Genomic DNA, 24,346 nt, shown 5'->3' on the forward strand with positions numbered 1-24,346 from the left:
AATCAGATGCTTGCATTGCTTTAGCATTTGAAGAGGTGTTCGGATTTTTTATTTAGCCAATAGATGTTTCTATTCCTTCCACTTTAATGTGGTAAAAAGAGTAATTGAATGAGAAATAATACAGCGAAAATATAAACGAGTGGATGAACTTGTTTACCTTTGCCTTTAAATATTTTTAAGATGGGATGTGTTATAAACCCGAGTGCAATACCTGTAGCAATACTAGAAGTGAGCGGCATCGTCAAAATAATTAAAAACGCTGGGAAAGCTTCATCAAACTCACCCCATTTAACTTTAACTAAGCTTCCCATCATTAAGCTACCAACAATTATGAGTGCAGGCGAAGTAATGGCAGCAATGCCTGAAACCGCACTGACAAGCGGACTAAAGAATGCAGCAACGATAAAAAGGATACCTACTGTCAAAGAAGTTAGTCCGGTTCGACCACCGGCTGCAACCCCACTAGAAGATTCAATGAAAGCAGTTGTAGGGCTTGTTCCGAACATAGAACCGACAGATGTGGCTAATGAATCAGATAATAAAGCCTGTCTTGCACGTGGCAATTTATTCCCCTTCATTAAACCAGCTTGTTGGGCAACACCAATCATTGTTCCGGTTGTATCAAATATTGTTACTAATAAAAACGAGAAAACAACCGCATAAAGACCATGAGTGATGACGTCCCCAATAGCTGAAATGGGATTGAATACTAAAATGCCTTCTGGAAGCGAAGGTAAAGATGTTAGCCCGTCACTAAACTGTAGTTGCCCAGTAAAGAACGCGATTAAGCCTGTTATAATCATGCCGAAAAACAGTGCTCCAGATACATTTAATGCGATTAAAATGAGTGTGATGACTAAACCAACTAGCGTTAATATTGCCGAAGTTGCTGTTAAATCCCCTAAAGCCACAAGATTGCTAGGATCACTTGTAATAATGCCGGACATTCGCAGTCCAACAAATGCAATAAATAAACCAATACCAGCAGAAATTCCTGCTTTTAAGTTTTCTGGAATGGCTTCAATTAATTTTTCACGAAAAGCAGTTAAAGATAAAATCACAAAGATGAGACCTGCTACGAATACGGCAGCGAAAGCTGTTACATAATCTAAGCCCCCACCAACGACAGAATACGCAAAATAAGCATTTAATCCCATACCGGGAGCGATAGCAATTGGATAATTAGCAAAAAGGGCCATCCAAAGTGTACCAACAACTGCTGCAATAATTGTTGCAGTAAAGACTTGATCAAATGGGACACCAGCGTCAGAGAGAATGACTGGGTTAACAACAACAATGTATGCCATTGTTAAAAAAGTTGTAAAACCGGCGAGTATTTCTGTTTTTGCTGTAGAATTGTTTTCTTTTAACTTAAACATTAGAATCCTCCAAGCTGTAAATACATGGTCGTGTGTAATAATACGAACGAAAAAAGGTCACATGGACTATAGTATTCGTTTTTATGAAGATTTTCAAGTTCTTTATAGTATTTGTTATATATGAGTTCTTATTAGAAGAAGACAAAAAAATCCTTAAGGATGTAAACCCTTAAGGATTTGTATGCATTATAAGAAAGAACTCAAAATCAAATAAGTTAACCCGGCTATTGTTGCTGAAATCGGCAAAGTAATAACCCAAGTTATTAACATACGTTGTGCTGTTCCCCATTTGACTCCTTTTACTCGATGGGCTGAACCTACACCGAGGATAGATGAAGAAATAACATGAGTTGTACTAACTGGCATATGTAGTGCGGTTGCACCAAAAATGACCATTGCCCCCGTAATGTCTGCTGCTACTCCGTTAACAGGGCGAATCTTCATGATTTTACCGCCAACTGTTTTAATGATCTTCCAACCACCAACAGATGTACCTAGTCCCATCGCGATTGCACAAGATAATTGGACCCAAAAAGGAATGTCCGTAGAAGTTACATAGTTATTGGAGATTAACGCTAGTGTGATAATCCCCATCGCTTTTTGTGCATCATTTGTACCGTGGGTATATGATTGCAATGCAGCGGTGAAAATTTGTATCGTTCTAAAATTTCTATTTGTCTTTGTTAAATTATTATTTCTAAAAACAACTTTAAAAATGCTATAAATAATAAATCCGGCTGCAAAAGCAATCAGTGGCGAAAAAATGAGTGCCTGTATGATACCGATAAATCCACTATAGTTTAATGCAGAAAACCCAGCTGACGCAATGGCAGCACCTGCAATTGAGCCAATTAAAGCATGAGAGGATGAACTTGGTATGCCGAAATACCAAGTCAATAGGTTCCAGAAAATCGCTGCTATAAGGGCAGATAGTATGACAATTGAGCCATTTTGTAATGTGAAAGGATCGACAATATCCTTCGTAATCGTTTTCGCTACACCTGTAAAAGTCATTGCACCTACAAAGTTCATTGTTGCAGCTAGTATAATAGCGTGTCTAGGTTTCAAAGCTTTCGTTGACACTGAAGTTGCAATAGCATTTGCTGTATCGTGAAATCCGTTAATAAAGTCAAAAATTAAAGCGAAAATGACGATTAATACTGTGATAATTAAAATTGCATCCATTAGTTATTGCTCCTCACGCGTTTTTCATTATAATTGTTTCGAATGCGTTGGCAACTGTTTGGCAGCTGTCAGCAATTTCCTCTAGGTTTTCGTAAATTTCTTTTTTCTGAATGATGCGAATTGGATCTTTTTCAACGGAAAAAAGATGTTTAATAGATTGGCGTAATACGCCGTCGCATTTTGATTCGAGGTCTTTGATTTTAATTGCATGATCTCGTATTTTTAGCAACTTTTTAGAGGATAATAGCTCAACTGATTTTTCAATTTCTACTGCACTTTGTTGAATAGCTTCTACAAACTTCAACATATATTCATCAGCATTAATGATGGAGTACATTTCAAATAAATCTGCTGTTTGTTCAAAACCATCTAATACGTCATCCATAGCCATTGCAAGATGAAGAATATCTTCTCTTTCAATTGGTGTAATGAAGGCATTGTTTAATTCTTTAATTGTTTCATGAACAAGTGTGTCGCCTTTTGTTTCGTATTCTTTCATTTTTTCTGAGAAAATTTTCAAGTCACTAATGTTATTTAGCTTATAATCGGCGAAATACATTGCTCCTTCTTTTAAGTTGATTGCAATATCACTTAACAATTTATTGAATTTATCTTGTTTTTTAAAAACCATCATTAATACCCCCAGTAATTTTCGGAAAATAAACCCTTCAAACGTTATTATTTTAAACGAAAAATTTTATTGTATAAAGCGTAATTTTCGGGTCTAGAAGAAAAATGTCGAATTGTGTTTAATTGTAATCATATTGTAATGTTTCTTATTATTCAATAAAAATCTTCATATCCCCTGTTACTACTGACTTTATAAGAGTGTGAGTGGGTAAAATTTATTCTATCTTTCATGAATTTGTTGTGTTCGCCTTTACAAAAAATTAATAAAGTTTTTCTTTACTTTTACATTATTCCTTAACTTAATTAATATCTATTCATATTAGAGTGACTTAAAAGTACTGCGCATTTATTTGATTGTTATGCATTTTTCTGATAATATATATTTCTTCTCACTTACACAACGTCAGATTACTCTCCATCAGCGGCTAATTATAAAAATGGAGGTAAATGATATGACAACGGTACATCAACACCCCGATTACAATGAAGAAAACCAGCGCTTAGAATATACCAAAAGATATATGGAAGCTGTTATTAAAACAGCAGAGACATCGAAGGATAATTTTCAAGACAATATGAAAGCAGCCTTTAAAGACGTCGATTCCAGTTTGGGTTATTCGTCTTTATTAACGAATGCTCGCTTTTTTGATATGTCAAAAGAAGAGCTATCAAGCTTGAAAAAGTCCCGACTGAAACCATATTTTGCAAGAATTGATTTTTCCAGAGATGATCAACCAGTGGAAGAAGTCATCTATATTGGAAAAACATCTTTATACTCAAGAGAAAATCAGGATCAATTAATTGTCGATTGGCGTTCACCAATAGCAAATCTTTATTATGAAGGCAGACTAGGGGATGTTTCGTATGTCTCTAATGGAGAGAATTTTAACGGTGAGCTTTTATTAAAAAGACAATTTATGATGGAGCGTGGCCTCCTTACTGAGATTCGTGATATTGATTTGACAACAAATGATCAATTGCTACAAGAAACGCTAGCTGGAAGTGCAAGTAATCGCCTCACAGAAATCGTATCTACTATACAAGAGGAACAAAATAAAGTTATCAGAGCTGATTTGAATAAACCTATCATCGTTCAAGGCGGTGCGGGAAGTGGTAAAACGACGATTGCTTTACACCGAATTAGTTATTTTATCTTCCAATACAAAGAAAACTTTCAACCTGAGCAATTGATGATTATTGCCCCAAGTAATCTATTCCTTGATTATATTTCCGAAGCGCTACCTGAGCTTGGTGTTGAGAATATTAAGCAAAAAACGTACGAGGATTATGTCATAGGAGCATTACAAAAGAATAATATAAAATTGAAAAAAGACGATAAGTTAATTCAATTGTTAGAGAAAAATCATCAAAAGGAAACAGTTCATGTGCTTCAAATATCAAAGTTGAAGGGATCTAAAGTTTTTCAAACCATACTGAATGAATATATGAAAGAAATATTTCTAACTTTTCATCCTCCTACTGATTTTTATGTTGATAAGTATCGATTATATAAAAGTGCGCGATTTGTAAAATTATTGGAAGAAGATTTTTATTATTTACCTTTGTATAAGAGACTAAATAAGTTACGTTCGATTTTACAAAATGAAATAAAACATAAAAAAAAGAAAATGCTTGAGAAAATTGAAATGTTTTATGATGACAAAATTGAAAGAGCATTATATCAAGCGAAAGATTCCGTGAAGAGAAAAAAATATGTCTCACAAGCCCTTGATAAGAAAGAAGCAAGGTTGAAAGAGATGACAACGGCAATAAAGACATCGGTTGCTACATATATGAAGCAATTTCCTAAAAAGAATATTTGGACTTATTATAAAGATTTATTTCAAAACCCACAGCAATTAGTGAAACGTTCACTTAATCAGTTAACACAAGTAGAAGCAGAAAATATTATTCGTTATCAACAAGACTTGTTTAAGGGGCGAATGTATGAAAGAGAAGATTTAGCTTTATTATTGTATTTGCAGGTTCATTTGTTTGGAATTGAAAAAGAGTGGAAAGTAAAAAACATAGTCATCGATGAGGCGCAAGATTATACGTTCATGGAACTTCTTTCTCTTAAGAAAGCAGCTGATACCGATATGTTTACATTAGTTGGAGACTTAGCGCAAGGTATACACTCTTATAGAGGGCTTACATCTTGGGCGGACGTAAAAGCCGAGATTTTCCCTCGAGCCACTTATACAGAATTGCAGAAGAGTTACCGGACTACTGTAGAAATTATGAAAGCAGCTAATCATATATTAAAAAAACTGCCGTATACCTTTCCTGAAGTAAAGCCAGTTGTTAGACATGGAGAGCATCCGCAGTTTATTCCATCCCGCGAAGGCAAGCACTATATACATGTCCTAGAGGCTAAATTACTTAAAGTCAAAGAAGAAGGGTTTAAAACTTTTGCATTAATTGGGAAAACGATGAACGATTGTATGAAGCTTTATCAACAATTTGAAAAAAATGGCGAAATGCCGGTTTATTTACTAGGAGAACATGGACAAATTCCTAAAGAATCAGTCGTCATTGTTCCGGCTTATTTAGCCAAAGGTTTAGAGTTTGACGTAGTATTTATCTTTTCAATTGATGAAGTATTTACCTCAAAAGCTCCTTTAGAAATACAGTTGTTATATGTGGCAATGACTAGACCGCTTCATCGTTTATATTTTTATGGAAATAAAAAAACAGACTTTTTACTTGAGGAGGATGAGAGATGGTAAAAATACCTAATGTAAAATTAGCAAATGGGGTCTTGATGCCCCAATTTGGTTTAGGTGTATATAAAGTAGAAGAAGGGAAGGAAGTGGAAAATGTCGTAAGGAATGCGATTCAACTAGGTTATCGCTTAATCGATACTGCAAGCTTCTATGATAATGAAGAAGGTGTTGGTAGAGCAATTGAACAAAGTGGCATACCTAGAGAAGAGCTGTTTATTACGACAAAGGTTTGGAATGATGATCATGGATATGAGCAGACGATTGCAGCTTTTAAGAAAAGTTTGAAAAAATTACATTTATCTTATATTGATTTATATTTAATCCATTGGCCTATGCCAAATAAGTATAAAGATACGTGGCGAGCACTTGAGTATTTGTATGAAGAAGGGTTAGTAAAGGCAATAGGCGTTAGTAATTTTCACGAACATCACTTAGAAGAAATAAAAAAAGTCGCAAAAATAATGCCAATGGTCAATCAGGTTGAGTTGCACCCGCAATTATCACAACAACCACTTCGTGAATATTGCTGGAGTAACAACATTCAAGTGGAGGCGTGGGCGCCAATTGCAAGAGGTGAACTTTCTTCGGAGCCACAATTTGTTACCTTAAGTAAAAAATATAATAAAACAGTCTCGCAAATTATTCTGCGTTGGCATATACAAAAACAGGTAATCGTTATACCTAAAACAACGAAATTAAAGAGGCTAGAGGAAAATCAAGCTATATTTGATTTTGCTCTGTCTGACGAGGATATGAGCGTTATTGACGATTATAATAAAAATAAACGGATGGGTAAAAATCCTGACGATTTGTAATTGCTATTTCCATATTAGGAAAAAACTGAATGAATGATTCGTTGAGTGCTTTCACAACCTAAGTGTACATCTAATGAAGATGAAATAGATGTAATGAAGGAGTGAAGAGCATTGTTTAGCTTTTTATGGTCATTAATTATAGGTGGACTTATCGGCTGGGTAGCGAGTTTAATCGCAGGTAGAGATATCCCAGGAGGAGTTATAGGCAATATTATTGCTGGCTTCATCGGAGCTTGGTTAGGGACTCTTATTTTAGGAGACTGGGGACCAGTAATCGCAGATTTTGCTATAATTCCAGCGATCATTGGTGCGATTGTGCTTGCCTTTATCGTAAGTTTCATCATGAGGTCCATGAGGAAATCGACAGATTAAAATAAGTAAAACGAACAATTTGAACTGTACTCCAATTGTTAGAAACATGAGCTAACAATTGGAGGTGCAGTTTTTTTATGGCTAAATTTAAGGAGCACTTCACTTCGAATTTGCTCGTTGTTTTGTGTTTTTATTATCGATTGTAAATAGATAAATAAAAGAGCCGATAATAGACTTTGTACTTTGTTTCCTTTATGGACATAATGAGCGGAAGTCTGCAGGTGCCGGACAAGTGATCTCCTGTTTTTCTTTTGTGAAGGGGTGCTGCCATTCAAGTTTATAAGCATGTAATGCTTGTCTAGTTAGCAGGTTCTTTCCTCCATATAAATGATCACCAACGAGTGGATGTCCGATATGACTTAAATGGACACGAATTTGATGGGTTCTGCCTGTATCGAGTTGACAAGTAATGAGTGAAATATTTTTTTTGCTATCATAAGCTTGGACGTCATAGGTCGTTTTGGCATATTGCCCTGTAGTTGAGACTCTCCGCTTATTGGAATGATGGCGATCCTTTCCGATAGGGAGTTCAATACTATCATGTTTATTTTTTAGTTGGCCATGGACGAGAGCCATATACGTGCGCTTGATAGATCTTTGTGCAAGTTCTGTATCAAGGATAGCACCTGCTAAAGAATGTTTAGCAAACAGTATCACTCCAGATGTCTCCTTATCTAATCGGTGAATATGTCGAATGTAAGTAGATTCACCCTGAAGTTGCATATAATATTTGGCTGCATCTAAAAGGGTATTTTTTTGAACTAAGGTGTGTGGGTGTGTTTCCATCCCAGCAGGTTTGTTAAAAATGATTAAATGATCATCCTCGTACCTAACATCTACATCTGTATAGAAACCATCATTCTCAAGCGTTTCTACCTGAGGGTCCGTTAAAAGTTTGAATTGTAACCGATCTCCTTGGATTAGTGGCTTTTCCCATACAATAGGGTTGTTATTCTTTTTTACGCATCCCTCCATGCGCATTTGATGGGTCAGCTTTTTAGGGGCGCCCCAAATCTCTCTAAACAATTGCGTTGCAGATTGACCAGCCCATTTTTTTGGAATGGTTAATTCAAACCATTCTCCTTTTTTACTTACTGTTACCATTATTTACTTCCTTCCTTTTAAGCATATCATATAGTGTTTATTCATATAGATGAAAGTGTATTTAACAAGGATTATTCAAGTTCTCTTGTAGAAAACGATATTTGCATCAATAGTATATAAAATCATGGTGATAATTACCACCGAGAGGCAAAAGTAGTTTATGCTATTCTATTGGTAATCATGAAGTATTAGTGAACAAAGGTGGGTTACTTGTGAAAGTAGTTTTTGCGGCAACAACAGAACAAGAGGAGCAAATTGAAGCATTGGTCGATAAAATGTTTCATCATGTTTTACCTCATTATTTTTCAGAAAAAGAATTACAGACATTTGGTGACATGAATATTTTAAAGCCGACAGAGAAGTGTATGGAAACTTTAGGAGATGCTTACTCGGTATTGGCTAGTTTACAAACTTTAATGCACCTCCTTGAAGATGCAGGGCTGAAGAAAGAACATTGTGAGTTATTTAAAAGAAATACTGAGATTTTAAATCGTTTTGATATCTCTTTTCCATTTTCCTTTCATCATTTCCTTCCTGAACAAACGAAAGAGCCAATAAATATAGACCAAGCTTACTTACAGTAAGAATCATTTAAAAGGGAAGTACAAAAAACGACCAAATTTATTTATGAACATTTGGTCGTTTTTTTATTTATCCGTTTTTATTCTGTTACGTTTTCTTCAAACCAATCTTGAAATACAGCTTCTTCTTGGTATCCTGTAATACGAGCTACTTCTTTTCCATCTTCATAATGCACAATAGTTGGTGTTTCTGAAATACCAAAGTCATTCCAACCTTGATCGAATTCTAGTAAGTTGTATTGTAATAAGTCAACGCCCATATCATCAGATAAAGGAGCAACAATTGGAGTTGTTCTTTGGCAGTGAGGGCATGTTGGGCTAAAAAAGTATACCGTAGCTTCGCCGCTTTCACTTAATTGACTCTCTAAATCCTCTGGTAACACAATATTGCTATAATTAGGATCATCTAACTGATCAATCGTTTCTTGCTCTAAATCAGTTGTTCCATAAGGGTTGTCCCCTGAAACTTTTTGATCGTTCTGCATTTTTGTTAACAGTGCAACTCCGCCAAAAAGAATAATAATGACTGCTAAGAATATGATGATTTTTTTCATTTGGTCTTCTCCCCCTTTGTTTTTTTCCATATCATGACACTACAAATAAAAATAATAATAAATGCAACCAATGCTAGAAATGGAATAGTGATAAAGCCAAACCAGTTAATATACTGTCCCGTACAAGGAACTCTGCCACATGCTGGAGCACTTTCAGTTAAAAAAGAAAGCTTTTGAATACCGTAATGGTAAATAGAGATGAGTCCTCCAATTCCAGATAAGATCATAGTATAAAAGCTGATTCGAAAGTCTTTTTTAACTACTGCTATGCCTAAAATGGCAATTAGAGGATACATAAGAATTCTTTGGTACCAGCATAATTCACATGGCTCATACTGTCTAATTTCGGAAAAATATAAACTGCCGAAAACAGCAATGACTGAGGCAGCCCATGCTGTAAACAGAATACTTTCCCTAGTATCCTTCTTTTCTGTTGGTTTCATAACGTTCTCCCTTTTTTCATATTTATAGGCGAAATGAAAAATATGTATACTAACGTATTTTAACAAATTATACGTCTCTTTAACGTAAAAATAAACGATGCTTGAGAAAATTCTATAAAAAGTCATAAAATCAACACAAATCAAGCATAGTTATGTGTTGACAAACGAATCTATAGGGAGAACATTTGACCAAGATTAGAAAAGGGTAAATAGGGGTATAAGAGTAACAAACGTTTGTTTCAATGAAAATAAGGGGAGTATTTATGAGAAAATTAGATTTAAGCAAATTTGAGAAAAAAATGATTATTAGAAACATGAGAGAAGAAGATATCGATAAAATTATTGCGCTACAAGAGGTATGTTTTCCAGGAATGGATCCATGGAAAAGAGATCACCTTGAAAGCCATTTAAATATATTTTCGGAAGGACAATTTGTAGCAGAGTATGATGGTGAAATCATTGGTTCTTGTTCCAGTTTAATTATTAATTTTGATGAATATGATGATCGCCATACTTGGGCTGATGTCACTGATGACGGTTATATAACTAACCATAATGATGATGGCTACAATCTGTATGGTATTGAAGTAATGGTTCATCCTGAATATCGTAGAATGAAGATTGGTCACCGTCTATACGAGCAAAGAAAGGAGCTAGCTCGGGAGTTAAATCTCAAGAGTATTATTATTGGAGGGCGAATCCCTAATTATCATAAGCATGCAAAAGAGATGAGTCCGAGAGAATATGTTAATGAAGTATCCCTTCATAAAATATATGACCCTGTACTATCCTTTCAATTATTAAATGGTTTTACACTAATGAGGATAAATCCTAATTACTTGCCAGATGATAGGCAATCCAATAAATACGCAACGTTAATGGAATGGAATAATGTTGATTATAAATCAACAACGAAAAGATTTTATAAAACAAGTTATCCAGTTAGAATTTGTGTTGTACAATATATGATGCGTCAAATTCAATCGTTCGAAGACTTCGCCAGTCAAGTCGAGTATTTCACAGATGTTGCCTCAGATGCAGAAGCGGACTTCGCAGTTTTTCCAGAGATATTTACGACGCAATTAATGTCATTTCTGGACGAGAAAGTACCGAGTCTTGCTATAAGGAAGCTTACTGAGTATACAGAAGAGTATATTCAATTATTCACTGATTTAGCAGTTAGGTATAACATAAATATTATAGGTGGATCTCATTTTGTAAAAGAGGATGAGGATAAAATTTATAATATAGCCTATTTATTTAGACGTGATGGTACGATTGAAAAGCAATATAAACTCCATATTACTCCTAATGAAAGAAAATGGTGGGGGATATCCCCTGGTGACGCTGTCCGCGTTTTTGATACGGATTGTGGAAAAATTGCGATTCAAATTTGTTATGATATTGAATTCCCAGAATTAGCGCGAATTGCGACTGATATGGGAGCAAAAATTATATTCGTTCCTTTTTGTACAGAGGACAGAGAAGGTTATTTACGTGTTCGATACTGTGCACAAGCTCGGGCCATTGAAAATCAAATTTATACAGCAATATCAGGTACAGTCGGGAATTTACCACAAACAGAAAATATGGATATACAGTATGCACAATCAGCGATTTTTTCACCTTCAGATTTCGAGTTTGCTAAGGATGGAATTGTCGGGGAGACGAATGCAAATATTGAAATGGTGCAAATTGGTGATGTAGACTTAGAGGTATTAAGAAGGAAAAGACAAGACGGTACAGTAAGACATTTGAAAGATAGAAGGCATGATATTTATCAAATTCAATATCGTAATCATAAATAAATTCTATAGACAGCTATCCTGCACGAACAAATTTATTTGTTCGTGTTCTTTTTGGGAAATGATGAATGTGGACTCTTAGGGATATATCCTATAAAGAAATTGAAATAGAAACTGCAGTAATTGATTGAAAATTTTATAAAAATCCACTATTTTTAATAAGAGAGAATAGCTTACAAAATGGATTAATTTAGTCGATAATGGAAAGAGGTATTTAACTAGGGGGGAAAACGATGGATTGGAAAAGCAATGTAGATAGATGGAATACATATTCGCAATTGACTACTGAAATGAAAGAAGAATTAATTCAATTAAATGACAATGAAAACCACTTAGAAGATGCATTTTATAAAGACCTCGAGTTCGGAACAGGTGGGATGAGAGGAGAGATTGGTGTAGGCACAAATAGAATGAATATTTATACCGTTAGAAAAGCTTCTTACGGTTTAGCCAAATACATAATTGAAAAGGGACAGGAAGCAAAAGCAAGAGGTGTAGTGATTGCCCATGATTCAAGACATATGTCACCAGAATTTGCTTTAGAAGCGGCAAAAACGCTTGCTTCAAATGATATTCAAACATATATCTTCGATGAGTTAAGACCCACACCTGAACTTTCGTTTGCTGTAAGATATTTGCATGCATATGCTGGTATTGTCATTACGGCTAGTCATAATCCAAAAGAATACAATGGTTTCAAAGTATATGGGCCGGATGGAGCACAATTGATACCAGAAGATGCCGATACAGTTATAGCAAAAGTAAATCAAATTGAAAACGAGTTACTTATTGAAGTAGAAGAAGAAGCACTGTTAAGAGAGAGAGAACTGATTGTTACGATTGGCTCATCTATTGATCGTGCTTATGTTCAAAAGTTACAGACAATTTCAGAAGACCGTTCTATAGGTGAAAAAACGGATCTTTCTATCGTATTTTCTCCATTACATGGCACGGGCAATAAACCGGTTAGAGAAGGGCTTGCAAGCTTGAATTATAAGCATGTTCATATTGTAGAGGAACAAGAAAAACCTGATGGTGATTTTCCTACAGTAGACAGCCCTAATCCTGAAGAAAGGTCTGCATTTACGTTGGCTATAAAAAAAGGGGTAGAGGTAGATGCGGATTTACTTATTGCTACTGACCCTGATGCGGATAGATTAGGAATAGCAGTTAAAAATGATAAGAATGAGTATGAGCTTCTGACAGGCAATCAGACAGGTGCTCTAATTCTTTACTACATGCTAACACAAAAGAAGGATAAAGATAGCATTCCGTCAAATGGAATTGTCCTGAAAACAATTGTAACTTCAGAGCTAGGAAGAGAAATTGCAGCTTCGTTTGATTTAACTACAAAAGATGTACTTACAGGCTTTAAATTTATTGCTGAGAAAATAAAAGAATATGAAACAACAGGTGAGTATAAATTCCTTTTTGGTTATGAAGAAAGCTATGGTTATTTGATTGGTGATTTTGCTAGAGATAAGGATGCTGTTCAAGCTGCACTACTAATTGCTGAAGCAGCTGCTTTTTATAAAGAAAAGGGCCAAACACTATATGATGTATTAATGATGATTTATGCAAAGTATGGTTATTTCCGTGAAGGATTAAAGTCGATAACTTTAAAAGGCAAAGCAGGTACAGAAACAATTGCAAACATACTCTCCACGTTTAGAAATACATCTTCAATTGATATAGAAGGTCTTAGTCATATCGCGACAGAAGATTATTTAACAAGTATTCGCACAGAAAATGGTCGTCGTTCGGCTATTCATCTTCCGAAATCTAATGTATTAAAGTACTTCTTCGCTGATGGTACTTGGATTTGTTTACGCCCATCAGGAACGGAACCAAAAATTAAGTTTTATTTTGGTGTTAAAAGCGAATCATTAAGCTTGAGTCAAGAAAAGCTTGACCATGTTCAAGTGGAACTAATGAAGAAAGTGGAACAGTTGATACAAGAGGAATTGTAAAACTAAAAAATTCGAACATCATTCAAATCTTAAAGGATGAGAATATGTTCGATTTTTTTATTCAAGTAATGGCCTTGTTAACCCCTCATTAGCCCTAGGGTAAATAAAAGTAAAGGACATTAAAGAGATCATTGTAGTAAAGATTTGTTTTAGCACTAGCTGATTGGAATCCAAGGAAAGTGGATTTGCGTGTCGTGGATAATTGCTGAACATTCACTAATTTCAGTTAGAAGTAGTATCAAATAAGCTTCATATATACGACCATAGGCTGAGAAAATCTCATCGTTGTGAATGAAGATCATTACATAAATACTCGTTATAATAGTCATAAAGTGAGGGTTAAAGAGAATGGCGGATCAACAAATTCGTGAAGCAGTCATACTTAAGGAAATAGCGGAATTACTTAATGAAGGAAGCGAAATGAAAGAAACATTGTCTGCTGTATTAGAAAGATTGCTACAAGTCACTCAATTACAAACAGGCTGGCTTTTTTTAATCAAAAAGCATGAACCAACGCTAATCGCACATCATCAATTGCCACAAGCATTAACAACGAATCAGTTAGCTCCGATGTGTTCGAAAGAATGCTGGTGTGTAAACCGTTACAATAACGGTGAATTAAATCGTGCGAGTAATATTATCAATTGTAAAAGAATTGAAGAGGCAAAAAAGAATGGATATGCTGACATTGAAGGTTTAACCCACCATGCAACAGTTCCCCTTCGCTTTGGTGAAGAAATGTTCGGCATTTTAAATGTAGGAGCTCCGAATAAAATTCATTTCTCAGAAAGGGAACTTTCTTTATTAGAATCTGTTGCTTTTCAAATAGGGTCGACATTGAAAAGAATGGCATTAACTGCGAGGGAACGAGAAATGGCACTTATTGAGGAAAGAAATCGTCTTGCACAGGAATTGCATGACTCTGTCAATCAGTTGTTATTTTCGGTTAGTTTAACGGCTCGAGGAGGAAGGGAAATAACAAAATCTAAAACTGTTCAAGAAACATTTACTTATATACAAGAGCTTTCCCAACAAGCCCTTCATGAAATGCGTGATCTGATCTGGCAGTTAAAACCAAAAAGTCTAGAAAACGGGTTGCTCACATCATTAAAAGAATACAGTGAAATGCTTGGGCTTCAGTTACATTGTCATGTTAATACATTAACAAATATTTCTCCACAAACAGAAGAAACTTTATGGAGGATAGCTCAAGAGGCAATGATGAATTGTAAGAAGCATTCTGGTCAGGATAAGATTGATATTGCAATTGATTTCAACCAGGATAAACAGATAATACAGATGAGTATAACTGATCATGGTGTAGGTTTTAATTACAGTCCATCTGTATTCTTACCTTCTCATGGATTGAGAAATATGCGTCAACGAGCTGAACGACGGAATGGTACCTTGGATGTATCTACTAGTGAAGGGAAGGGAACGAAAATCATTATACGCCTGTTCAATTAAGAGGAGGGTCTAACGGGTGAATGTATTAATTATTGACGATCATCATGTTGTAAGAAAAGGGCTTATCTTTTTTTTGAATACACAAAAGGATATCCATATTGTTGGTGAAGGAAGTACTGGAGAGGAAGCAATAAAATTAACAGAACAATGTATGCCAGATCTTATTTTAATGGATCTTGATATGCCTGATATGAATGGAATCGAAGCAACTAAAGCAATTAGGAAGAAATTTCCCCAAGTAAAAATACTCATACTGACAAGTTATTCAGATCAAAGCCATTGTATCCCTGCAATAGCAGCCGGTGCATCAGGTTATCAACTTAAGGATGTTGAACCAGATGAGCTTGTAAAAACGATGAATGAAATAATGGATGGGGAAAATTATATTCATCCTAAAGCGACAACTCATTTAATGTCAAAATTCTCACATGAAAATGAGGATATACATTTATGGCATGAACTTACAAAAAGAGAAAAAGAAGTATTATCCGAAATGGGAAAAGGTAAATCCAATAAAGAAATAGCGGCTGAATTATTTATTACAGAGAAAACGGTAAAAACACATGTGTCTCATATATTATCTAAGTTAGACGTCGATGACCGCACGCAAGCGGCCATTTTTGCAGTGAAAAATAACTTTGTCATGTAAAAGAAGAGCACTATAAATAGATAGTGCTCTTACATTATTGGTGGAATTCTACATAAAATAGGGTGAAGCTGTTTTCATTTCTTCTTCCGATAATTGATTGGCGTGATCAATATAACGTAGAAGTGTATATAGATGCTGTTCGATAATCGTGTAATCTTTTTCAAAATTGTACGCATGTAGAAAATGCTCGATTTTTTTTGCTAAAAATTGATCACTTGTTCTAACCATAAGAATGAGTAAATTATCCCATTCGGAACGGTGAGTATAATATAACGCACGGTCATAATCCACTTTATTCATTTTCATTCTCCTCCCTTGGGAGTTAAGAATAGTTTGAGCCATAATGAATTATTTTTTCAACCAAAAATTTGGTCAACCTGTTATTTCACGTTTATCAAGTTTTACCTGTATAAAAATAAATTCTTTCATTGATACATAATCGAGTTGCAATTTGAAAAAGATAGAAGTAGTTATTTTAGATAAACGGGGGTTTATTGTATGAAAAAGCTACTTTTATTGTTACTTACTGTAGTATGTTTAAACTACATTCAGGCACCGGTATTTGCCGACGTACATACACATGGAGAACATAAAGAAAAAGTCGATTATAAAAAATACGGCAGAATTGCAACAGCGGTTGTGAAGGAAGATTACCCAGAAGAAGAAGTTGTTGATTATCAGTATGCTGGAAGACGGATGATTTCAGAAAATGAAGTCATTGATACTTTTATATTTCAAGTAAAAGAGGATGGAAAAGATTTGACTGTGCTTGTTAAAGTAACTCATCGACTAGACGATAGTAAATTCTTAAATTTAACGGTTGAAGAGCAGGAGCGAAAGTGAAAAGAATGTAGTAAACTCCTATCGACTTCTTTTAGAAAAAAATAATTATTTCACAAAGGATGCTCATTTTAAGGGCATCCTTTGTTTGTCTAAATAAGGATTAAATAGATCACTAAAAGTCTTGTTTGAAGACTGAAGTATACTCATCATTCTCTTTTTTCTATCATAGATTATGTTAAAGGTGAAGATAGGGAGTGAGAGAATGCTTGGTAGTGAACACAAATCGTTAGAATATGCAATAGACGAAATCACAGAAATCGCCACAGGTTTTGGGCTGGATTTTTATCCGATGAGATATGAAGTATGTCCAGCAGAGATCATTTATACTTTTGGTGCTTATGGGATGCCAACAAGGTTTTCACACTGGAGTTTTGGAAAGCAATTTTTTAAGATGAAACTACATTATGATCTCGGTTTGTCGAAAATATATGAATTGGTGATTAACTCTGATCCATGTTATGCTTTTTTATTAAATTCCAACTCTTTAATTCAAAACAAATTAATTGTCGCACATGTTCTTGCTCACTGTGACTTTTTTAAAAATAATGTTCGATTCCAAAATACAAAGAGAGATATGGTTGAAAGCATGTCTGCTACGGCAGAGCGTATTAGAAAATATGAAATTGACTATGGAAAAAAAGAAGTAGAGACATTTTTAGATGCCATTTTAGCTATCGAAGAACATATAGATCCTTCTCTTATGCGTCCGAAATTTATTTGGGATCATGAAGAAGAAGAAGAGAGCTCGTCTTTCCATGTTGAAACGCCTTATGATGATTTATGGGGACTTGATCAAAAAGAAGTAAAACAGAAAAAGAAAAAAATGAAGAAGTTCCCACCTAAGCCAGAAAAAGATATTCTTTTATTCATTGAACAATACAGCCGTGAATTGACTGATTGGCAGAGAGATATCTTAACAATGATGCGAGAAGAGATGCTCTACTTTTGGCCACAACTTGAGACGAAAATTATGAACGAAGGCTGGGCATCCTTTTGGCATCAACGAATTTTAAGGGAGATGGATCTTACTTCTGGAGAAGCTTTGGAATTTGCGAAATTAAATGCTGGTGTTGTGCAACCATCAAAAACAAGTATCAATCCTTATTACCTTGGCTTGAAGATCTTTGAGGATATTGAAGAGCGATATAATCACCCTACGGAAGAAATGATTAAGAGAGGAGTAGAGGTTGGCTCTGGTAGGGAAAAAATGTTTGAAGTACGAGAAATTGAATCTGATATCTCGTTTATCCGTAATTACTTAACAAAAGATTTAGTGATGAGAGAGGATATGTATTTATTCCAAAAGCAAGGAAAAGATTATAAAGTTGTCGATAAAGGATGGGAAAATGTCCGTGATCAGCTAGTTAGTATGAGAGTCAATGGAGGATTTCCTTATCTGACGGTAAATGATGGAGATTATATGAAAAACGGTGAATTGTATTTAAAGCACTGGTTTGAAGGGATTGAGCTTGATTTGAAATATTTAGAGAAAGTTCTGCCTTATGTATATCAGTTATGGGGGAGAGCGGTTCATATGGAAACAATTGTAGAAGAGAAGGAAATGGTTTTTACTTATGATGGAAAGGCGCTTCATAGAAAATATCTATAAAGATGCCCGCTGAAAATTCAATAATTATGACAAATACGAACAGTTAAAATTCTCATCTGTTCGTATTTTTTATGGGTGGGGTTAAACTGCAATAGATGAATGGCAGTATTTTAAAACTAATGAAGAGCAGATTTGAATTTACTACCTCGTGCTTCTTGTGTGTCCATAATGGTTGTAAAAGCAAGAGGATCAATCTCAGCAATGATAGTTTTAAGTTTAGATATTTCTAATCGAGTCACAACAACATAAATAATTTCTTTATCAGTATTAATATATCCACCTTTGCCGTTCAATTTCGTCACACTTCTTCCTAGCTTTGTAATAATACAATCAGCCATCTCCTTATAATGGTCAGAAACGATGAGCACAGCTTTCGTATCTCCTTCAAAACCTTGTACAACCATATCAATCGTTTTAGAAGCAATATAGTAAGTGATGATTGAATACATGGCTTGTTCCCACCCTAAGACGAATCCTGCCCAGACAAAAACGAAAATATTAAAGAACATGATAAATTCCCCTATAGAAAAGGGGATTTTTTTTGTTAAAAGAATAGCCATAATATCAGTCCCATCTAACGCACCACCATGTCGAATGACTAGCCCCACTCCTGCTCCTAGGATGACACCTCCGAATACTGTTGCCAGTAACGGGGTAGATGTAAAAGGAGAGGTATGATGAAAGAATGATTCGACTCCTGCTAAAGAGATAATGCCTATTAAGGAAGCAAGAAAAAAACTTTTTCCTAATAGCTTATAGCCAGCAATTAAAAAAGGAATATTAAAACAAATAAATAATACACCGAAATGGATGGTTGTTAAATGGTTAACGATTAAGGAAATACCAATAATGCCACCATCTATAATCAGGTTTGGTATAAGAAATAATTCAATTGATAAAGCAGCAAGTGTAGCACCAGCGATGATCATTATGTAGTTATAGATAAAATATGCTTTACGGTTGAAGAGTGCTTTTATCATGAAAAATCCTACTTTCTGTTGAAGAAGCTTTGTTCGTATGATTTTTGTTATTATGTGTAAAATATTATTTTTGTAAACAATACCATATTTTGGACTATAAACAAACTTTTCATTCGATTTCATACAAAACAGTTGAACAATTCCGTTTTGTTCTTCATAATGTAATATATGAACATATATTCATATATATAGAAGAGGTGAATTAAAATGAGTCATCATCACTCCCATTCTCATCATCATCATTCGTCTAACAATCAAAATGTATTATTACTTACTTTCTGTTTAATTTTTGGATTCATGCTTATTGAGTTTATTGGTGGTCTGTGGACGAATAGTTTAGCACTTTTATCGGATGCAGGGCATATGTTAAGTGATGCAGCAGCGTTAGGGTTAAGCTATATTGCCATCAAGGTAGCTCAAAGGGAATCAACCAACAAAAAAACATTCGGATTTAAACGGTTTGAAATTTTAGCGGCGGCGATAAATGGGGTAACATTAATAGTTATCGCTATTCTTATCATGATTGAAAGTGTGAAAAGGTTTATCTCACCGCCCGAAGTAGCAAGCTTAGGTATGTTAACAATTGCTACAATTGGTTTTCTTATCAATATAGTAGCAGCTGTTATCTTAATGAAAGGTGACAAAGATGAAAACCTGAATGTGAAAAGTGCGTTTCTTCATGTAATTGGAGATTTACTTGGATCTGTAGGAGCGATTATAGCAGGTTTACTGATTTACTTTTTTGACTGGGGTATTGCTGACCCAATAGCAAGTTTAATTGTTGCTATTTTGATTATTAATAGCGGCTATAGAGTGACAAAAGAAGCCTTTCATGTATTGATGGAAGGAGTACCTGACGGAATGCAAATTGAGGAAATTAAAGCTTCCATCAAAACCCTTCATAATGTAGACGATGTACATGATATACATCTCTGGACGATTACTTCAGGGTTCCCTGCTTTTAGTTGCCATATTGTCTTAAATGAGGATGGGCACCATGATACTGTGCTCAAAGAAACCAAAGTATTACTTTCTCATCAATTTGGCATCAATCATAGTACAATCCAAGTTGAAGGCAGAAGCAGCGGTTGTCCAAACCATGAGGACGTGTGTAATTAAGAATGACGAGTATGTTCTATTGTTTGTTTTAATAAATGCATAACATGTTCATCATCGTGACTATAATATAAAGTAGTTCCTTCACGTCGGAATTTAACTAGCCTCAAGTTTTTTAGGAATCTTAATTGATGGGAGACAGTTGATTGCAACAGAGAGAGCTTTTCGGCAATCTCATTTACCGAGTGTTCTTCGTGAAAAAGTAAATGTAAGATTCTAAGCCTTGTCGGATCAGATAAGGCTTTAAAAGTTTGTGTGACTAAAAAAAGAGTTTCTTCGTCTAATTCTTTGTAAGCTGGATTGTCGTTCATTATTTTATTCACCTTCCTATATATCATAAGTATACCTTTGTTAAAATTGAAAATAAATATCGAAGTCATCTTTCAATTGCGTTTAGTGGGGGCGAAATGTGACTTTCATATTTTTAACACCGTTTTGACACATAAATGAGATATAATTCTTTTATTAAAATGAAAATATGCCTATACAATAAACTTAGATTACCTGTTTAAAGGATGGTGTTTATACATGAATTTATTAGTAGTTGAAGATAATGAAAGTGTTTGTACAATGCTCGAGATGTTTTTCATGAAAGAAGGATATAAAGGAACCTTTGTCCACGATGGACAATCAGGATTTGAGGCGTTTAATAAAGGGGAATGGGATCTAATCATACTCGATTGGATGCTCCCAGCTATGGATGGTGTAACATTATGTAGAAAGATCCGTGATATTAGCAGTGTGCCCATTATTATGTTAACAGCGAAAGACAGTGAATCTGACCAAGTACTCGGACTTGAGATGGGTGCGGATGATTATGTGACGAAACCATTTAGCCCGTTAACTTTAATGGCAAGGATTAAAGCTGTAACTAGAAGATTTCAATCAGATACAACAGAGAAGGATCATCACTTTACGACAAGCCATTTTTTCAAAATTAGTAAAGAAGCTAGAGAAGTCTACTTTAAAGATGAACCGCTTTCAAATTTAACACCTAAAGAGTTCGATTTATTGTATTACTTTATTACCCATCCAAAACAAGTATTTTCCAGAGAACAATTACTCGATAAAGTATGGGGATACCAATTTTATGGAGATGAAAGAACAGTCGATGTTCATATTAAACGTTTAAGGAAAAAGATAGGCAGTGCAGATCAACCATTTATCCATACTGTGTGGGGTGTAGGTTACAAATTTGATGAGTCGACGGATACCTATGAGAAATAAATATTTTCTTAAACTGCTATCCAGTCATGTTCTTATTTTAATATTGGCGTTTTTATTAATGGGTTTGATTTTTTCACAATTTGTAAGAAGTTATATTTTTGAAAACAAAGTGGAAGAATTAAATGAATATGGCCAGCAAATTTTAGAAGATGTATCCATTCATGAAGAAAGTCCACAAACTTTCTTGAATAAATATAGTAAGCTACTTGAAGCAAGAAATATTCAATATATTTTATTCGATAGTAATGCAGATATTATCTACCCCAATGTTTCTATGGACCCTAGTATACGACTTTCTCAAAAAGAGTGGGAAAAGTTGTCAAAAGGTGAGTCTGTAACAATCCTTCATGATATTAAACGGTTTGAACAGGAAGTATCATTAGTAGCTTTACCGTCAATGGACGGTGAAAACATAACCGGTGGAATTTTATTACTTTCGCCGATAAGTACGTCTTTAAAAATGATTGGACAGCTTAATCAATATTTATTATATACGATTGCTATAGCTGCAACTGCAGCAATCTTTTTAAGTTTAATCTTCTCCCGTAACTTATCAACGAGAGTGAGAGCGTTTAGAAAAGCAACTTCAATGATTTCATCAGGCGATTATAATGTAAATGTGCCCGATGATTCCAAGGATGATTTAGGTTATTTAGCAAGGGATTTTAATGAGATGGTTGTGCAATTAAAAAAATCTCATGAGGAAATTGAAAGGCTAGAAAATCGCAGACAAAAATTTCTTGCCGATGTCTCACATGAATTAAGGACACCCTTAACGACTATTAGTGGATTAGCAGAAGGAATTAAAAATCAATTGATTCCTGAAGAGGAAGTTGATAAAGGGATGAATTTAATTGACCGTGAAGCTAAAAGGTTGATTAGATTAGTAAATGAAAACTTAGACTATGAGAAGATTCGTTCAAATCAATTAGAATTACATATGATTGATATTCAAGCTATTGAGGTATTTGAGGTCGTAAGTGAACAGCTTTTAATGCAAGCAGATGAAAAAAATAACCAAATTTATATTGAGGCAGCAGATGATATCTTTATACATGCTGACTATGACCGCTTGATCCAAATTCTTATTAATATTGTTAAAAATAGTATTCAATTCACAGAAAACGGATGGATATCCATGCGTGCCTTTGAGAATGAGCATGATATTTGTATTGAAATTGAAGATAATGGAATTGGTATCGATCCAAAAGAAGTAGATTGGATTTGGGAAAGGTTCTACAAGGCGGACAGTTCAAGAACGAACAGTTATTTTGGTGAATTTGGGATTGGTTTGTCAATCGTAAAACAATTAGTTTCTTTACACCGTGGTAAAATAGATGTTCAAAGTGAAACAAATAATGGAACCATTTTTCGATTGTTTTTTCCTAAAAAGTGAATGGGAAAATAAAAAAAATCGCGCTGAATTTCAGCGCGGTTTTTTATTTTACATTTGGACTTGTGATTCTGTAGACAAAGGAATTTGTGAAGGAGCTATTTCTTCAATTACTGGTTTCTTGTATACCTCCACTAATTTGATATGGTGATCTTCCATTTCTACAATAGTAAACACAAAGTTCTCCTGTTCTATAAAGTCGCCTTCTTTGGCTTCATAATTCTCAGTTAACAACCAACCACCAATCGTGTCAACGTCTTCATCATTGATGGAAATATTTAAAATATCGTTAATTTGACTAACTAATACTTTTCCATCTAAGATATAATGATGATCTTTCACTTTTTGAACACTTGGTACTTCGTCCACATCAAACTCATCTCTAATATCACCGACAATTTCTTCGATAATATCTTCAACTGTCACCAATCCTGAAGTTCCGCCGTATTCATCCATCAATATAGCCATATGGATACGTTCTTTTTGCATTTTTAACAACAAATCATGAATCGGTGTAGAATCGATTACACGTATGATAGGACGAATATAAGTGGATATAGGTTTTATTGTTGACTGAGACTTAGACGAAATTAGGTCCGTTAAAATTTCTTTCACATTGATCATACCGATGATATGGTCTTTATCACCGTCTATAATGGGATACCGTGTGAACTTTTCATTCTTGGCAGTAGGTAAAAATTCCTCTAGGGTATCATCTTTAGAAATAGAAATAATCTCTGTGCGTGGAACCATAATTTCTTTCGCAATGCGGTCATCAAAATCAAATATTTTGTTCACATATTTAAATTCCGATTGGTTGATTTCTCCGCTTTCATAACTTTCTGAAAGAATGATTCTTAATTCTTCTTCAGAGTGAGCCATTTCGTGTTCAGAAGCAGGTTTTAGCCCAATCAATTTTGTTAACAATCTGGCAGATCCGTTTAGCACCCAGATAAATGGGAACATAATGCGATAGAACCAAATTAAAGGCTTGGCTACCATTAATGTGACCGTTTCGGCTTTCTGAATAGCAATTGTTTTCGGCGCAAGCTCTCCAACAACAACATGTAAAAATGTAACGATGGTAAAGGCGAATGCAATAATCAAAATATGAGATAATGAGGCAGGTATATGAAACAACTGGAATATCGGTAAAAGCAGACTTTCAAATGTTGTTTCACCAAGCCAACCGAGAGCTAATGCCGTAATCGTAATACCTAATTGACAGGCAGACAAATACTCATCTAAATGAGTAGTTACTTTTTTTACTGAGATGGCTCTCTTGCTACCTTCTTCGATTAATTGATCCACTTTTGAGCTTCGTACCTTCACAATAGCAAATTCTGAAACGACAAAGAATGCCGTTAAGCCAATTAAAATGGCAACAATAACCAAGTTTAATATGTCCAAATAAATTCCCCTAAACCCAACAGAGGGTAGGGTGTCACCTCCTGAGAATTGAAAAATAGATGAGCTCCTATTACAAGCAATCGAAGCA

The 24,346-nt window shown here is 34.8% G+C and carries 23 protein-coding genes; 13 read left to right on the forward strand and 10 right to left on the reverse strand.

The window, feature by feature from the left end; all coding sequences use genetic code 11:
• Positions 1–83 precede the first annotated feature (83 nt).
• The 3 genes from LCM23_RS23910 to LCM23_RS23920 form a co-directional block, all read right to left on the reverse strand.
• A complete protein-coding gene (locus LCM23_RS23910; protein WP_095369965.1) occupies positions 84–1,379 on the reverse strand; it encodes an NCS2 family permease in 1,296 nt (431 codons plus the stop codon).
• 186 nt (positions 1,380–1,565) lie between these two features.
• Entirely contained in the window at positions 1,566–2,564 is a 999-nt protein-coding gene (locus tag LCM23_RS23915; protein ID WP_224939067.1) for an inorganic phosphate transporter, read from the reverse strand.
• A gap of 13 nt (positions 2,565–2,577) precedes the next feature.
• Positions 2,578–3,195 (reverse strand): DUF47 domain-containing protein, encoded by a 618-nt coding sequence (locus LCM23_RS23920; protein ID WP_095369963.1) that lies wholly within the window; start codon positions 3,193–3,195, stop codon positions 2,578–2,580.
• A 451-nt stretch (positions 3,196–3,646) separates the two neighbouring features.
• Here LCM23_RS23920 and LCM23_RS23925 point away from each other — a divergent pair, with 451 nt between their 5' ends.
• The 3 genes from LCM23_RS23925 (at position 3,647) to LCM23_RS23935 (ending at position 7,107) form a co-directional block, all read left to right on the forward strand.
• Entirely contained in the window at positions 3,647–5,923 is a 2,277-nt protein-coding gene (locus LCM23_RS23925) for a HelD family protein (protein ID WP_224939068.1), read from the forward strand.
• A complete protein-coding gene (locus tag LCM23_RS23930; RefSeq protein ID WP_224939069.1) occupies positions 5,917–6,735 on the forward strand; it encodes an aldo/keto reductase in 819 nt (272 codons plus the stop codon). Before LCM23_RS23925 ends, LCM23_RS23930 begins: the two co-directional genes overlap by 7 nt.
• Before the next feature lie 111 nt (positions 6,736–6,846).
• The gene (locus LCM23_RS23935) at positions 6,847–7,107 is read left to right on the forward strand and encodes a GlsB/YeaQ/YmgE family stress response membrane protein (RefSeq protein ID WP_224939070.1); all 261 of its coding nucleotides are present in this window, start codon (positions 6,847–6,849) and stop codon (positions 7,105–7,107) included.
• A 192-nt stretch (positions 7,108–7,299) separates the two neighbouring features.
• Here the strand turns inward: LCM23_RS23935 and LCM23_RS23940 are convergent, their stop codons facing one another.
• Positions 7,300–8,211 (reverse strand): RluA family pseudouridine synthase, encoded by a 912-nt coding sequence (locus LCM23_RS23940; protein ID WP_224939071.1) that lies wholly within the window; start codon positions 8,209–8,211, stop codon positions 7,300–7,302.
• Between the two features lie 212 nt (positions 8,212–8,423).
• Between LCM23_RS23940 and LCM23_RS23945 the strand changes: the two genes are divergently transcribed.
• Positions 8,424–8,795 carry a DUF5365 family protein gene (locus LCM23_RS23945; protein WP_224939072.1) on the forward strand — a complete coding sequence of 124 codons (372 nt, stop codon included), beginning with the start codon at positions 8,424–8,426 and terminating at the stop codon, positions 8,793–8,795.
• A 77-nt stretch (positions 8,796–8,872) separates the two neighbouring features.
• Here LCM23_RS23945 and LCM23_RS23950 read toward each other — a convergent pair whose 3' ends face one another.
• On the reverse strand, positions 8,873–9,346 hold the full coding sequence (locus tag LCM23_RS23950) for a thioredoxin family protein (protein ID WP_224939073.1): 474 nt from the start codon (positions 9,344–9,346) through the stop codon (positions 8,873–8,875).
• Positions 9,343–9,789, reverse strand: coding sequence for a disulfide oxidoreductase (locus LCM23_RS23955; protein ID WP_224939074.1), 447 nt, complete (start codon positions 9,787–9,789; stop codon positions 9,343–9,345). Before LCM23_RS23955 ends, LCM23_RS23950 begins: the two co-directional genes overlap by 4 nt.
• Before the next feature lie 263 nt (positions 9,790–10,052).
• On the opposite strand from LCM23_RS23955, the gene LCM23_RS23960 reads away from it, so the two are divergent.
• From LCM23_RS23960 to LCM23_RS23975, 4 genes are all read left to right on the forward strand, one after another.
• Positions 10,053–11,597 (forward strand): bifunctional GNAT family N-acetyltransferase/carbon-nitrogen hydrolase family protein, encoded by a 1,545-nt coding sequence (locus LCM23_RS23960; RefSeq protein WP_224939075.1) that lies wholly within the window; start codon positions 10,053–10,055, stop codon positions 11,595–11,597.
• Positions 11,598–11,827: 230 nt separating this feature from the next.
• Complete coding sequence (locus LCM23_RS23965) at positions 11,828–13,564, forward strand: phospho-sugar mutase (protein WP_224939076.1); 1,737 nt, start codon at positions 11,828–11,830, stop codon at positions 13,562–13,564.
• 348 nt (positions 13,565–13,912) lie between these two features.
• Positions 13,913–15,031: a GAF domain-containing sensor histidine kinase gene (locus LCM23_RS23970; protein WP_224939077.1), complete on the forward strand. Its 1,119-nt coding sequence runs from the start codon at positions 13,913–13,915 to the stop codon at positions 15,029–15,031.
• A gap of 16 nt (positions 15,032–15,047) precedes the next feature.
• Entirely contained in the window at positions 15,048–15,680 is a 633-nt protein-coding gene (locus tag LCM23_RS23975; RefSeq protein ID WP_224939078.1) for a response regulator, read from the forward strand.
• 48 nt (positions 15,681–15,728) lie between these two features.
• Here LCM23_RS23975 and LCM23_RS23980 read toward each other — a convergent pair whose 3' ends face one another.
• Positions 15,729–15,980 carry a YhdB family protein gene (locus LCM23_RS23980; protein ID WP_095369951.1) on the reverse strand — a complete coding sequence of 84 codons (252 nt, stop codon included), beginning with the start codon at positions 15,978–15,980 and terminating at the stop codon, positions 15,729–15,731.
• Positions 15,981–16,178: 198 nt separating this feature from the next.
• Here LCM23_RS23980 and LCM23_RS23985 point away from each other — a divergent pair, with 198 nt between their 5' ends.
• Together LCM23_RS23985 and LCM23_RS23990 are read left to right on the forward strand one after the other, a co-directional pair.
• Positions 16,179–16,523 carry a DUF3889 domain-containing protein gene (locus tag LCM23_RS23985; protein ID WP_224939079.1) on the forward strand — a complete coding sequence of 115 codons (345 nt, stop codon included), beginning with the start codon at positions 16,179–16,181 and terminating at the stop codon, positions 16,521–16,523.
• A 202-nt stretch (positions 16,524–16,725) separates the two neighbouring features.
• Positions 16,726–18,132 carry a SpoVR family protein gene (locus tag LCM23_RS23990; protein WP_224939080.1) on the forward strand — a complete coding sequence of 469 codons (1,407 nt, stop codon included), beginning with the start codon at positions 16,726–16,728 and terminating at the stop codon, positions 18,130–18,132.
• Between the two features lie 116 nt (positions 18,133–18,248).
• Here LCM23_RS23990 and LCM23_RS23995 read toward each other — a convergent pair whose 3' ends face one another.
• Complete coding sequence (locus LCM23_RS23995) at positions 18,249–19,112, reverse strand: YitT family protein (protein WP_224939081.1); 864 nt, start codon at positions 19,110–19,112, stop codon at positions 18,249–18,251.
• Between the two features lie 207 nt (positions 19,113–19,319).
• On the opposite strand from LCM23_RS23995, the gene LCM23_RS24000 reads away from it, so the two are divergent.
• A complete protein-coding gene (locus tag LCM23_RS24000; RefSeq protein ID WP_224939082.1) occupies positions 19,320–20,231 on the forward strand; it encodes a cation diffusion facilitator family transporter in 912 nt (303 codons plus the stop codon).
• On the opposite strand, the gene LCM23_RS24005 is transcribed toward LCM23_RS24000, so the two are convergent.
• On the reverse strand, positions 20,228–20,539 hold the full coding sequence (locus tag LCM23_RS24005; RefSeq protein WP_224939083.1) for an ArsR/SmtB family transcription factor: 312 nt from the start codon (positions 20,537–20,539) through the stop codon (positions 20,228–20,230). The genes LCM23_RS24000 and LCM23_RS24005 overlap by 4 nt on opposite strands.
• 217 nt (positions 20,540–20,756) lie before the next feature.
• On the opposite strand from LCM23_RS24005, the gene LCM23_RS24010 reads away from it, so the two are divergent.
• Together LCM23_RS24010 and LCM23_RS24015 are read left to right on the forward strand one after the other, a co-directional pair.
• Positions 20,757–21,455, forward strand: coding sequence for a response regulator transcription factor (locus LCM23_RS24010; RefSeq protein ID WP_224939084.1), 699 nt, complete (start codon positions 20,757–20,759; stop codon positions 21,453–21,455).
• On the forward strand, positions 21,427–22,851 hold the full coding sequence (locus LCM23_RS24015; protein WP_224939085.1) for a sensor histidine kinase: 1,425 nt from the start codon (positions 21,427–21,429) through the stop codon (positions 22,849–22,851). Before LCM23_RS24010 ends, LCM23_RS24015 begins: the two co-directional genes overlap by 29 nt.
• Before the next feature lie 48 nt (positions 22,852–22,899).
• Here LCM23_RS24015 and LCM23_RS24020 read toward each other — a convergent pair whose 3' ends face one another.
• Positions 22,900–24,258: a hemolysin family protein gene (locus LCM23_RS24020; protein WP_224939086.1), complete on the reverse strand. Its 1,359-nt coding sequence runs from the start codon at positions 24,256–24,258 to the stop codon at positions 22,900–22,902.
• Positions 24,259–24,346 lie beyond the last annotated feature (88 nt).

It is taken from the genome of Cytobacillus kochii, assembly GCF_020171845.1.
GTDB lineage: Bacteria > Bacillota > Bacilli > Bacillales > Cytobacillaceae > Cytobacillus > Cytobacillus kochii.

Coding starts and splice junctions, on each gene's coding strand:
- LCM23_RS23910 (WP_095369965.1), bottom strand. CDS start 1,379: ATGTTTAAGTTAAAAGAAAACAATTCTACAGCAAAAACAGAAATACTC.
- LCM23_RS23915 (WP_224939067.1), bottom strand. CDS start 2,564: ATGGATGCAATTTTAATTATCACAGTATTAATCGTCATTTTCGCTTTA.
- LCM23_RS23920 (WP_095369963.1), bottom strand. CDS start 3,195: ATGGTTTTTAAAAAACAAGATAAATTCAATAAATTGTTAAGTGATATT.
- LCM23_RS23925 (WP_224939068.1), top strand. CDS start 3,647: ATGACAACGGTACATCAACACCCCGATTACAATGAAGAAAACCAGCGC.
- LCM23_RS23930 (WP_224939069.1), top strand. CDS start 5,917: ATGGTAAAAATACCTAATGTAAAATTAGCAAATGGGGTCTTGATGCCC.
- LCM23_RS23940 (WP_224939071.1), bottom strand. CDS start 8,211: ATGGTAACAGTAAGTAAAAAAGGAGAATGGTTTGAATTAACCATTCCA.
- LCM23_RS23950 (WP_224939073.1), bottom strand. CDS start 9,346: ATGAAAAAAATCATCATATTCTTAGCAGTCATTATTATTCTTTTTGGC.
- LCM23_RS23955 (WP_224939074.1), bottom strand. CDS start 9,789: ATGAAACCAACAGAAAAGAAGGATACTAGGGAAAGTATTCTGTTTACA.
- LCM23_RS23960 (WP_224939075.1), top strand. CDS start 10,053: ATGAGAAAATTAGATTTAAGCAAATTTGAGAAAAAAATGATTATTAGA.
- LCM23_RS23965 (WP_224939076.1), top strand. CDS start 11,828: ATGGATTGGAAAAGCAATGTAGATAGATGGAATACATATTCGCAATTG.
- LCM23_RS23970 (WP_224939077.1), top strand. CDS start 13,913: ATGGCGGATCAACAAATTCGTGAAGCAGTCATACTTAAGGAAATAGCG.
- LCM23_RS23980 (WP_095369951.1), bottom strand. CDS start 15,980: ATGAATAAAGTGGATTATGACCGTGCGTTATATTATACTCACCGTTCC.
- LCM23_RS23985 (WP_224939079.1), top strand. CDS start 16,179: ATGAAAAAGCTACTTTTATTGTTACTTACTGTAGTATGTTTAAACTAC.
- LCM23_RS23990 (WP_224939080.1), top strand. CDS start 16,726: ATGCTTGGTAGTGAACACAAATCGTTAGAATATGCAATAGACGAAATC.
- LCM23_RS23995 (WP_224939081.1), bottom strand. CDS start 19,112: ATGATAAAAGCACTCTTCAACCGTAAAGCATATTTTATCTATAACTAC.
- LCM23_RS24000 (WP_224939082.1), top strand. CDS start 19,320: ATGAGTCATCATCACTCCCATTCTCATCATCATCATTCGTCTAACAAT.
- LCM23_RS24005 (WP_224939083.1), bottom strand. CDS start 20,539: ATGAACGACAATCCAGCTTACAAAGAATTAGACGAAGAAACTCTTTTT.
- LCM23_RS24010 (WP_224939084.1), top strand. CDS start 20,757: ATGAATTTATTAGTAGTTGAAGATAATGAAAGTGTTTGTACAATGCTC.
- LCM23_RS24015 (WP_224939085.1), top strand. CDS start 21,427: ATGAGTCGACGGATACCTATGAGAAATAAATATTTTCTTAAACTGCTA.